Raw genomic sequence first — 10,614 nt, 5'->3', positions numbered from 1 at the left:
GTTGAAGCGCTGATTTCATGGGTTTTAACGGATTCTTTTTGAGGAGATCTTGTTTTGTTGAAGCGCTAATTTCACGGATTTTCACGGATTATTTTTGAGGATGATCTTGTTTTGTTGAAGCGCTGATTTCATGGGTTTTAACGGATTCTTTTTTGAGGATGATCTTCTTGTTTTGTTGAAGCGCTAATTTCACGGATTTTCACGGATTATTTTTGAGGATGATCTTGTTTTGTTGAGACGCTAATTTCACGGATTTTCACGGATTATTTTTTGAGGATCTTCTTGTTTTGTTGAAGCGCTAATTTCACGGATTTTCACGGATTATTTTTTGAGGATGATCTTCTTGTTTTGTTGAAGCGCTAATTTCACGGATTTTCACGAATTATTTTTGAGGATCTTCTTGTTTTGTTGAAGCGCTAATTTCACGGATTTTAACGGATTATTTTTGAGGATGATCTTGTTTTGTTGAAGCGCTGATTTCATGGGTTTTCACGGATTATTTTTGAGGAGATCTTGTTTTGTTGAGACGCTAATTTCACGGATTTTCACGAATTATTTTTGAGGATGATCTTCTTGTTTGTAGATAAAAATTATCGTTTTACCTTAATTAATTTACTTCCTTCAATTTTAAATAATTTTCTATTATCAATACCTCCATCAGGTTGGGTAAGAATACGTTTATTAGTTTTATCTATTTTTTGAATTCTTAAATAATCCCACTCTTTTTCATGCAAGTATTTTTTAGTAGTAGGATTGTATATATAATATCTTAACCAAGTACTACCACCAACACTAATAGGCATGGCAAAATCTATAAATCCATCTAAATTGTAGTCGTAAAAACGAATTACAATTTCATCTAAAGCTGTTGGATCTTCTATATTATTAAAGCTAGTAATATGCATATCTTTTTTACATATTTCCAGCAATTTTATACCGCCATAATGCCGTTCTAAATTAGACGAATAAGATAATTTCTCATCCCATGTTATTACAAAATTAAATTCCTTGATTTTAAATGTTTGGCTGTTTTTTACTCTTTTAAAAATAACATGTTCCTTTTCAAAATCAGTAAACTGAGCATTTAAAGTTGATGAAAAGAACAAAAAAATTAACAAATGTTTCATATAGCAGTTTTAACTATAAAAGTAAGTAATTATTTGTTTGATGTATTGGCGTTTTTCAAAAATAGACATAAAAAAAACACGCTATAAATAGCGTGCTTTTAAATATTATAATAAAGAATTATTACACAACTCCTTGATCTAACATTGCATCAGCAACTTTTACGAAACCAGCAACATTTGCTCCTTTTACGTAATCTACAAAACCATCAGCTTGCGTACCATATTCAACACAAGATGCGTGAATATCGTTCATAATTTGTTTTAATTTAGCATCTACTTCTTCTCTTGTCCAGTTGTAACGTAATGAGTTTTGGCTCATTTCTAATCCTGAAGTTGCTACTCCACCTGCATTAGATGCTTTTCCTGGTGCAAATAAGATTTTTGCGTTTTGGAAAACCTCAACAGCTTCTGGTGTAGAAGGCATATTTGCTCCTTCGGCAACACAAATAACTCCGTTTGCAACTAATGTTTTTGCCTCTTCACCGTTTAACTCATTTTGAGTTGCACATGGTAAAGCTACATCACATTTAACGCTCCAAGGTCTTTCGCCTTTAAAGAATTTTGCGTTAGGATATTTTGTTACATATTCGCTAATTCTAGCTCTACGAACATTTTTAATTTCCATAACGTGTGCTAATTTCTCAGCATCGATTCCGTCAGCATCATAAATATATCCTGAAGAATCTGATAAAGTAACTACTTTAGCTCCTAATTCAGTTGCTTTTTCAGTAGCATATTGTGCTACGTTTCCAGAACCTGAAACCACAACAGTTTTACCTTCAAAAGAATCTCCTTTTACTTTTAACATGTTTTGAGCAAAATAAACATCACCGTAACCTGTTGCTTCTGGGCGTATTAAAGAACCACCCCAAGAGGCACCTTTACCAGTTAAAACTCCAACAAATTCGTTACGTAATTTTTTATATTGACCGAACATAAATCCGATTTCTCTTCCTCCAACACCAATATCTCCCGCAGGAACATCGGTATTAGCTCCAATATGACGGAATAATTCCGACATAAAAGCCTGACAAAAAGCCATTACTTCTCTATCAGATTTTCCTTTTGGATTAAAATCAGAACCTCCTTTTCCTCCACCCATTGGTAAAGTAGTTAAAGAGTTTTTAAATACTTGTTCGAATCCTAAGAACTTTAAGATTGATAAGTTTACAGACGGGTGAAAACGTAAACCACCTTTGTAAGGTCCGATAGCCGAGTTAAACTCTACTCTGTACCCTCTGTTTACTTGTGTTTCTCCTTTGTCATCAACCCAAGCAACTCTAAACATTAAAGTTCTTTCTGGTTCAACCATTCTTTCTAACAATTTCTTCCCTTGATACTTAGGATTGTTTTCAATAAATGGAATTACAGTTTCTGCTACTTCGTGAACAGCTTGTAAAAATTCTGGCTCGTTAGAATTACGTTCGTTCACGTAATTCATAAAATCATTTATTTTAGATTCCATAATCTAGTTTGTGTTATTTATGTATTGTAATTCTGATTAACAAATTCCTTTAGGCAAATATAATTAATTTACAATCTGTTAAATTTAAAATCATCAAAAATTAACTGTTTTAATATTTATTTATGATTTTCAAATATAAAAGCAAATTACTGCGAAAAAAAACAAGGCGGTATCTGCTTTTTTATGGCGATTATATCCAGATTACTATATGCCTTGTTTTACACACTACTTTTTAATTCCGATAGTTAATGACAGTTATTATGTATTTTGATATAAAAATATTAAATTTGCAGTCAAATTTTGGACAGATAAGATGTTAGACAAAGTAAAAGAATTGATTGGTGATGTAAATGTTTTTCAAGCAACTTCAAAACAAGAAGTAGAAGCTTTCAGAATAAAATACTTAGGAAGTAAGGGTTTATTGAAAGATTTATTTGCTGAATTTAAAAATGTTGATCCAGCAATGCGTAAAGATTTTGGGCAGGCATTAAACACTTTAAAAAAATCGGCAGAACAAAAAGTTAGCGAATTAAATGATAATTTAGATAGCACTTTTGAGCATAAAAGTTTTTATGGCGATTTAACCCGTCCGTCAGAACCGATTAACTTAGGTTCTCGTCATCCAATTTCATTGGTGAAAAATCAGATTATTGAGGTTTTTAACAGAATTGGTTTTACCGTTTCTGAAGGACCAGAGATTGAAGATGATTGGCATAACTTTACCGCATTAAACTTGCCAGAATACCATCCGGCACGCGATATGCAAGACACTTTTTTTATCGACAAAAACCCAGATACTTTATTAAGAACCCATACCTCATCGGTACAGGTTCGATATATGGAAAATAATACACCTCCTATTAGAACCATTTCTCCAGGGCGTGTTTTTAGAAACGAAGATATTTCATCACGTTCGCACTGTATTTTTCATCAAGTAGAAGGATTGTATATTGATACTGATGTATCTTTTGCCGATTTAAAACAAACACTTTTATACTTTACCAAAGAGATGTTTGGAAAGTCAAAAATTAGATTAAGACCTTCTTATTTCCCATTTACAGAGCCAAGTGCTGAGGTAGATATTTACTGGGGATTAGAAACTGAAACTGATTACAGAATTACCAAAGGAACAGGTTGGTTAGAAATTATGGGCTGCGGAATGGTAGATCCTAATGTATTGAAAAATGCCAATATTGACCCTACAAAATATTCAGGATACGCTTTCGGAATGGGAATTGAACGTATCGCTATGTTATTATATCAAATTCCTGATATTAGAATGTTTTACGAAAACGACAAACGTTTTTTAGAGCAATTTAAATCAGTTATATAAATAAAAGTTACTATTAAATACAAAAAGTTGAAAAGTAAAGAATCAATTCTGCTTTTCAACTTTTTGCTTTTAACACCTATTACATGAGAAAAGACATAAAAATACCAGGAGTTACTGATGTAGAAATTGCCATCACTTTAGAAAAAAATCCACAGGATAATTTAGAGGAGTGGAGCGTTTATATTATCAATAAAAAAGACGTTGATTTAGAAATGGTCGTTATTGTTTCACAAGGATTTTCTGAAACTAAAAAAACCTCTTTATTCCGAAGAAAAATTGACCTTTTAAAAGCGAAATCATTTTCTAAATTTGAAATAATGCAACCCGAATTATTTGCTTTAGACAATCAATTTCAGGTTACTTTTTTCGAAAATAATATTTTACACGACAAAACATTTATCTTTCAAGAAGGAACAATTCAAAAAGGATTTTTCAGGCATATCGACCTTTTAAATAAAGAAGGCGTAGTTTGTAAATAATTTCATTTTCAAATAGCTTTTTTTTGATACTTAATTCAACGAAAACACCTAAAAGTGGCTTGTAACATTATTACAAGCCACTTTTTTTTGAAGCTATTTCCCGCTTTCCGCACTCGCTTTTTTTTGAAGAAAAATCAAAAAAAGAGCTCAAACAAATGCTTCAATCGGGGCTAGGAATTTGTGCTGTTTTTGATAATTTGTATTTTATAATTATACTTTTTAATTTTTAATAAACTTATATAAATCTTCAATTAAAGTTTTTAACTGCTCGTTATCTTCAATTAAATCTTTGTAAGTATAAGTTCTGTCAATAACAAAATTGGCTAGTTTATTTTTGTATTCATTTGTTAATGTTCCTGATTCTGCTTTAAACTTTTTCATATCAGAAATATTATTCTTTATTAAAACATCTTCAATAAATTGACCTATTCCAATACTAGAATAATCATCTTTTTTCAATTTTATATTTTTAACTTTCTCTTTACTACTTGCTGTTTTTAACAATTCAGAAATAAAACCTTTAACAACTTTCGCAGATAATAAATTTTCTATTTCTTTAACTATTGTATTTTGATACTTAAAATAAGAGTTTTTACTCGCTAAATTCTCTAAATTTTTCTGTCTTAAATATTTTGCACTTTCCTCTTTCACATTATCATTATCAGCTAAAAGATATATTTTATTAGCATTTGCAAAGGCATTTATTTTATCTCGAATTTCATCATCTTCAAATTCTTGATTTTCATCAAATAAATAATGAGCAATTAAATTACCTCCATATTCAAAAAAAGCAAAATCAATGTCTTCTTTTAAATATGGTTTTTCTTTCTCTTCACAATAAAGTTTTAAAAATTTGGCTAAATATTTTCTATCCGTAGGTCCTTCTACCCAAAGAGATGTGTTCGCTAAAAAAACAGATGAATTATTTACACCTAATAAATCTAAAGTTTCTTTATTGGGTTTTATATTCGTTTTTATAAGATGTTTGTTTTCTGCTATTTTTTGAAACTGAAAAAAAGAAACTTTATCACTTCTTAAAGTTAAATCTAAAAAATGATTAGAATGTGTTGTGAAAAAATATTTTAAGTTTTTATTTACTAAAATTTCATTTGTTAATAAGGTTTCAATAAATATTCGTTGAAATGCTGGGTGTAAATTTGTTTCAGGTTCTTCTATATAAAAACATTCGTTATTATATGCTGTAAATATTGGAAAGAGTAATAATATTATTGTTTGAACTCCGTCGCCTATTTCATTTATACCTCTAAAACCCTTATTATTAATGTTTATTTGTATTAATTTAAGACCTTCTCTATCTGGCAATAGTTGTACTTTTTCATTATCAAAAAAATGTTGACTTAAAAAATTAGAAAAATTTTCAATATCTCCAATATTTCGACTGTTATGAATTTTGGACATATCACCCCATAAATTTAAACCTGTATCTATTTTTAGATGATTAGGTAGCGAATCATTATCATTAAAAAAAACTTTTTTAATTGTATCTTTAAAAGCACCTTCTACTAAGCTTGGATTTTCTAATAAACTTCTTAAAATAGGAACATATGTTTTTTTTGAAATTTTATTGTTTTTAGAGAAATCGGTTTCTTTAACTAAATCTTTAAGCTTGTTTACATACCATTTTAAATTTTCAAATAAGTCATCTTCTTTTTCTAATTCTAATTCTAACTCTTTAATACGTAAGTTTAAACTTTCACTTATTTCTTTATTATAATTAACTAAACCTCTTTTTTTATTTGGAATATCATTAACTATTATCTTTTCAAAACTTAAATTTTTTTTCTCTAAAATTTCGTCTTCATGTGGATTTAATACAATCTGTTTTAGTTCTTCTAATAAATCTATAAAAAGAGATTGCTTACAAATATATTCATAAGGCTCAGGAGAAACTTTTAACAAACCCCTCATAAACCTGCTTTTCCCTGAATTATTTGCCCCTATAAAAAAATTAATTTGATTGATCTTTATTTCAGCAGAATAATATGACTCACTGTTCTTAACAACTTGAGTTGCAAAACTATTTTTAAGATTATCTATGTAGTATTCTGGAGATTTAAACTCTTGAGGAAAATCCAATCCATCAATGTCTTTTATTACTAGTTTCATTTGCTTTTTTTCTTGTAATATTACAAAATATTATTACATTTTTTGTAGCAATGAAACTAGTAATTAGAAAAAATAAATTATACTTTCTCTACTAAAGTTTCATTTTCAAAAACCAATCCTTCAAAACCTGTTTTCATAAAGTTTCTAATATTCTGATGACCTGCTCCGTTTGGGGTTTCTAAAACATCAATAAAATAATATTGTGCAAAACAAGCCAAGGTTTCTTCTTTGCTTAATTGCTGTTTAATAGCAAATGAAAACACTTTACACGAACCTAAATTTTGAGTACTCGTATTTTCTAAATCGCCATTTTTAAATGCTGATGGCGTAAAAGTGTAGTTTTCTTCAATTACGTTCATTGTTTCTGAAAAATCTAGTTCTTTAGGTGTGTTTCTTAGTTTGTTTTTAAATTCTTGTAATGTCATAATTATATTTTTATACTGATAAATAAATTATTTACCCCTCTTTTAAATTACATTTTTTATGTCTAAAAACATAGTTTGTCCTGAAATCAGATTAGTAAAAACCTTGTTACCCCTTTATTTCACTAAGCATTTCAGCATTATTGTTTTCATCATTTTAGGACAAAAAAATTATTTCATAAAACTGTCCTACAAAAAAATACACTAACTAATTCACAAACAGTATTTTATGGTTTTTTCTTTTTTTTAAAAAACACAAGTCAAAAACACAAAATCCTAACTAACAGTGATTTACACTAAAAAAACAATATTATTTAGTGTCCTATTTTAAAATTAGTCGGTACAATAATTTTACCCAAAGATAAACAAAGTGAATTTACATAATAGAAAACTCCTTACATGGGTTAAATATTAAAGTAATCCTCATTTAAAAAAAAAAATTATGTATTCATATTTAAAAACAACTGTAATGTTAAATTTTCTAATCATATTAATAATTTCTAAATTATTGAAAGTTTTAAATGCTTGGTTCTTAAAAAAATTATATCCAAAAATGACAATTGACGATTTAATTAAATACGAGAAAGAGGCTAAACAGACCATATTTCAAAGGATAAAAAACTAGATTTAGCATGACGAGAATTTAGTTCTGTATCGCATCAACAGAAAAATAATTAAAAAAAAGTAACGTTTTATTTTAAAAATGTAAAGTTTTATTTACATTTGATAAAAAAAATATGAACACACAAATTTTACCTAATTGGTGTAAAAAAATAGGTTTAACCGTTTTTGTAATCGGTTCTTTTATAGAGGGAAGAGATGATTTTATAGAAGGATTTACAGGAAAACCCTATCAATCTCTTCAAAATACAGGAGTATTTACATTTCGAGAATATTTTGGCGATAATTTGATTCATTTATTTGGAATGTTCTCTTTAATTGGGATGATTATTTATATAGTATCCAAAGAAAAAATAGAAGATGATTATATCAATAAACTAAGGTTAGAATCTTATCAAATAACAGCATTAATAGTATTATCGGCTTCCCTGTTGCTTTATGGGATTTCTAATAATTTCACCGTTAATATAGACAGTTTTATTAGCGTTTACTCATGGATTTATTTACTCATTTTTGGGATTAAAAAAAGACAATTTTAACATGAAAAACTTACTAAAAGTAGAACGTGCAAGGCATAATTTAACCCAAGGTGCTTTGGCAGAAAAATTAGGTGTTTCAAGGCAAACTATTTACGCAATTGAAGCCCAAAAATTTAATCCGTCGGTAACATTGGCAATTAAAATGGCACGCTTATTTGATGTTACCGTAGAATATTTATTTGATATTGATCAGTAAAAAAAACACAATTATGATACAAATTATTCTCATAATTATCATTTACCTTATAGAAAAACTGCTAATAATCTTAAGTTAAAAAACTTAGATAAAATATATTTATAATTGCGTAATTTTGCATATCTAAAATTCTAGAAATGTACAGAACACATACTTGTGGCGAATTAACAGCCTCGCATATTAATACTGAAGTAACCCTTTCTGGTTGGGTACAAAAATCACGTGATAAAGGTTTTATGATTTGGGTCGATTTACGAGATCGTTACGGAATTACGCAATTAATTTTTGATGAAGAACGTACTTCTAAAGATTTAATCGAACAAGCAAAAACCTTAGGACGTGAATTTGTAATTCAAGTTACAGGTACTGTTATTGAAAGAGAATCGAAAAATAAAAACATCGCTACTGGTGAAATTGAAGTATTGGTTACTAAATTAGAAATTTTAAACCAAGCAAAAACGCCACCTTTTACTATTGAAGATAAAACAGATGGTGGTGAAGATATCAGAATGAAATATCGTTATTTAGATATTCGTCGTAATCCTGTAAAAGATAGTTTGATTTTCAGATCAAAAGTATCTATGGAAGTGCGTAAATATTTATCTGACCAAGAATTTATAGAAGTTGAAACGCCTTATTTAATCAAGTCAACTCCTGAAGGAGCGCGTGATTTCTTAGTGCCTTCTCGAATGAATGCAGGGCAATTTTATGCCTTACCACAATCGCCTCAAACCTTCAAACAACTATTAATGGTTGGTGGAATGGATAAATACTTTCAAATTGTAAAGTGTTTTAGAGATGAAGATTTACGTGCCGACCGTCAGCCTGAATTTACACAAATTGACTGTGAAATGGCTTTTGTTGAACAAGAAGATATTTTAAATATTTTTGAAGGATTAACACGTCATTTATTAAAGGAAATTAACAATGTTGAAGTTGATAAATTCCCTAGAATGTTATATGATGACGCAATGCGTTTATACGGAAATGATAAACCTGATATCCGTTTCGCAATGGAATTTGGCGAATTAAACGAAGTAACACAACACAAAGATTTTGGCGTTTTTAATAGTGCTGAATTAGTGGTTGGTTTCGCTGTTCCTGGAGGAAATAAATTCACAAGAAAAGAAATAGACAATATTATTAAGTGGGTAAAACGTCCTCAAGTTGGCGCTTTAGGAATGATTTATGCTCGTGTAAACGAAGATGGAACATTCAAATCTTCTGTAGATAAATTCTACGATCAAGAAGATTTAGCTAAATGGGCAGAAATTACAGGTGCAAAAGCTGGTGATTTAGTGTGTGTTTTATCTGGAGATACCAATAAAGTAAGAGCCCAATTATCGGCTTTAAGAATGGAATTAGCAGAACGCTTAGGTTTAAGAGATCCTAAAGTATTTGCTCCTCTTTGGGTTATTGATTTCCCATTATTAGAATTAGACGAAGAAACTGGGCATTATCATGCAATGCACCACCCGTTTACATCGCCAAAACCAGGGCAATTAGAGTTATTAGATACAAATCCTGGAGCAGTTAAAGCAAATGCGTACGATTTAGTGTTAAACGGAAATGAAATCGGTGGAGGTTCTATCCGTATTCATGACAAGGAAACACAAGCTATCATGTTTAAACATTTAGGATTTACTGAAGAACAAGCAAAAGAGCAGTTCGGTTTCTTAATGGATGCTTTTGAATATGGCGCACCACCACACGGAGGTTTAGCTTTCGGATTAGATAGATTAGTTGCTATTTTAGGCGGACAAGAAACGATTCGTGATTTTATCGCTTTCCCTAAAAATAACTCAGGACGTGATGTAATGATTGACGCTCCTGCTGCTTTAAATGATGCACAATTATCAGAATTAAGCATTAAATTAGATTTGAAAGAGTAATCTTTTTTTAAAATATATTGTAAAATCCCGTGCTTTTAGTACGGGATTTTTTTGTTGGGATTATTTATATAACTCAATATAAATTAACATTTTAAAATCAATAAAATTTATTTAGATTAATTATATTCGTATTTAAAATAAGATAAAAAAATATGGCAAAAATTGAAAATGCATTAGAAAAACAAAATAAATTCTGGGTATTTATTGTTGGTATCGTTTTAATTATTGGAGGAATATATTTCTTTTTTGATATGAAAACAACGGAAGAAGCTGGGTTACCCGTAAGAATGAAAAAAGTATTTCAAATAGTCTATGATTTTGGTGGAAAATATGCAATTCTCGCAATTTTTGAAGGCTTAGGGCTTTTTGCATTAATTTCAGGAATACAACAATTAAGAAATAAATTATAATAA

10 protein-coding genes are annotated in these 10,614 nt (G+C 29.3%); 6 read left to right on the top strand and 4 right to left on the bottom strand.

Features of this window, described 5'->3' with window-relative positions:
* Nucleotides 1–590: 590 nt before the first annotated feature.
* Together DPIF8902391_RS03695 and gdhA are read right to left on the bottom strand one after the other, a co-directional pair.
* On the bottom strand, nt 591–1,127 hold the full coding sequence (locus tag DPIF8902391_RS03695; protein WP_058885993.1) for an XAC2610-related protein: 537 nt from the start codon (nt 1,125–1,127) through the stop codon (nt 591–593).
* Nucleotides 1,128–1,248: 121 nt separating this feature from the next.
* Complete coding sequence (gene gdhA, locus DPIF8902391_RS03690; RefSeq protein ID WP_058885994.1) at nt 1,249–2,592, bottom strand: NADP-specific glutamate dehydrogenase; 1,344 nt, start codon at nt 2,590–2,592, stop codon at nt 1,249–1,251.
* A 313-nt stretch (nt 2,593–2,905) separates the two neighbouring features.
* Here gdhA and pheS point away from each other — a divergent pair, with 313 nt between their 5' ends.
* Nucleotides 2,906–3,925, top strand: a complete 1,020-nt coding sequence (gene pheS, locus DPIF8902391_RS03685; protein WP_058885995.1) for a phenylalanine--tRNA ligase subunit alpha — start codon at nt 2,906–2,908, stop codon at nt 3,923–3,925.
* Between the two features lie 83 nt (nt 3,926–4,008).
* Nucleotides 4,009–4,404 carry a hypothetical protein gene (locus DPIF8902391_RS03680; RefSeq protein ID WP_058885996.1) on the top strand — a complete coding sequence of 132 codons (396 nt, stop codon included), beginning with the start codon at nt 4,009–4,011 and terminating at the stop codon, nt 4,402–4,404.
* 219 nt (nt 4,405–4,623) lie between these two features.
* Here the strand turns inward: DPIF8902391_RS03680 and DPIF8902391_RS03675 are convergent, their stop codons facing one another.
* Complete coding sequence (locus DPIF8902391_RS03675) at nt 4,624–6,531, bottom strand: AAA family ATPase (RefSeq protein WP_172505071.1); 1,908 nt, start codon at nt 6,529–6,531, stop codon at nt 4,624–4,626.
* Nucleotides 6,532–6,608: 77 nt separating this feature from the next.
* Nucleotides 6,609–6,956, bottom strand: a complete 348-nt coding sequence (locus tag DPIF8902391_RS03670) for a HopJ type III effector protein (protein ID WP_172505070.1) — start codon at nt 6,954–6,956, stop codon at nt 6,609–6,611.
* A 734-nt stretch (nt 6,957–7,690) separates the two neighbouring features.
* Here DPIF8902391_RS03670 and DPIF8902391_RS03665 point away from each other — a divergent pair.
* From DPIF8902391_RS03665 to DPIF8902391_RS03650, 4 genes are all read left to right on the top strand, one after another.
* Nucleotides 7,691–8,113: a hypothetical protein gene (locus DPIF8902391_RS03665; protein ID WP_101914184.1), complete on the top strand. Its 423-nt coding sequence runs from the start codon at nt 7,691–7,693 to the stop codon at nt 8,111–8,113.
* Nucleotide 8,114: 1 nt separating this feature from the next.
* Nucleotides 8,115–8,309 carry a helix-turn-helix transcriptional regulator gene (locus DPIF8902391_RS03660; RefSeq protein ID WP_058886319.1) on the top strand — a complete coding sequence of 65 codons (195 nt, stop codon included), beginning with the start codon at nt 8,115–8,117 and terminating at the stop codon, nt 8,307–8,309.
* Nucleotides 8,310–8,446: 137 nt separating this feature from the next.
* Complete coding sequence (gene aspS / locus DPIF8902391_RS03655; RefSeq protein ID WP_172505069.1) at nt 8,447–10,201, top strand: aspartate--tRNA ligase; 1,755 nt, start codon at nt 8,447–8,449, stop codon at nt 10,199–10,201.
* A 152-nt stretch (nt 10,202–10,353) separates the two neighbouring features.
* A complete protein-coding gene (locus DPIF8902391_RS03650; RefSeq protein WP_172505068.1) occupies nt 10,354–10,611 on the top strand; it encodes a hypothetical protein in 258 nt (85 codons plus the stop codon).
* Nucleotides 10,612–10,614 lie beyond the last annotated feature (3 nt).

The organism is Tenacibaculum finnmarkense genomovar ulcerans (assembly GCF_900239495.1).
In the GTDB taxonomy this organism is placed as follows: domain Bacteria; phylum Bacteroidota; class Bacteroidia; order Flavobacteriales; family Flavobacteriaceae; genus Polaribacter; species Polaribacter ulcerans.
The sequence above is the reverse complement of the archived record's forward strand: the minus strand, read 5'-3'. Positions and strand labels throughout refer to the sequence as shown.

What these genes read in the sequence shown, in the direction of transcription:
- DPIF8902391_RS03695 (WP_058885993.1), bottom strand. Translation starts at nt 1,127, where the DNA reads ATGAAACATTTGTTAATTTTTTTGTTCTTTTCATCAACTTTAAATGCT.
- gdhA (WP_058885994.1), bottom strand. Translation starts at nt 2,592, where the DNA reads ATGGAATCTAAAATAAATGATTTTATGAATTACGTGAACGAACGTAAT.
- pheS (WP_058885995.1), top strand. Translation starts at nt 2,906, where the DNA reads ATGTTAGACAAAGTAAAAGAATTGATTGGTGATGTAAATGTTTTTCAA.
- DPIF8902391_RS03680 (WP_058885996.1), top strand. Translation starts at nt 4,009, where the DNA reads ATGAGAAAAGACATAAAAATACCAGGAGTTACTGATGTAGAAATTGCC.
- DPIF8902391_RS03675 (WP_172505071.1), bottom strand. Translation starts at nt 6,531, where the DNA reads ATGAAACTAGTAATAAAAGACATTGATGGATTGGATTTTCCTCAAGAG.
- DPIF8902391_RS03670 (WP_172505070.1), bottom strand. Translation starts at nt 6,956, where the DNA reads ATGACATTACAAGAATTTAAAAACAAACTAAGAAACACACCTAAAGAA.
- DPIF8902391_RS03665 (WP_101914184.1), top strand. Translation starts at nt 7,691, where the DNA reads ATGAACACACAAATTTTACCTAATTGGTGTAAAAAAATAGGTTTAACC.
- DPIF8902391_RS03660 (WP_058886319.1), top strand. Translation starts at nt 8,115, where the DNA reads ATGAAAAACTTACTAAAAGTAGAACGTGCAAGGCATAATTTAACCCAA.
- aspS (WP_172505069.1), top strand. Translation starts at nt 8,447, where the DNA reads ATGTACAGAACACATACTTGTGGCGAATTAACAGCCTCGCATATTAAT.
- DPIF8902391_RS03650 (WP_172505068.1), top strand. Translation starts at nt 10,354, where the DNA reads ATGGCAAAAATTGAAAATGCATTAGAAAAACAAAATAAATTCTGGGTA.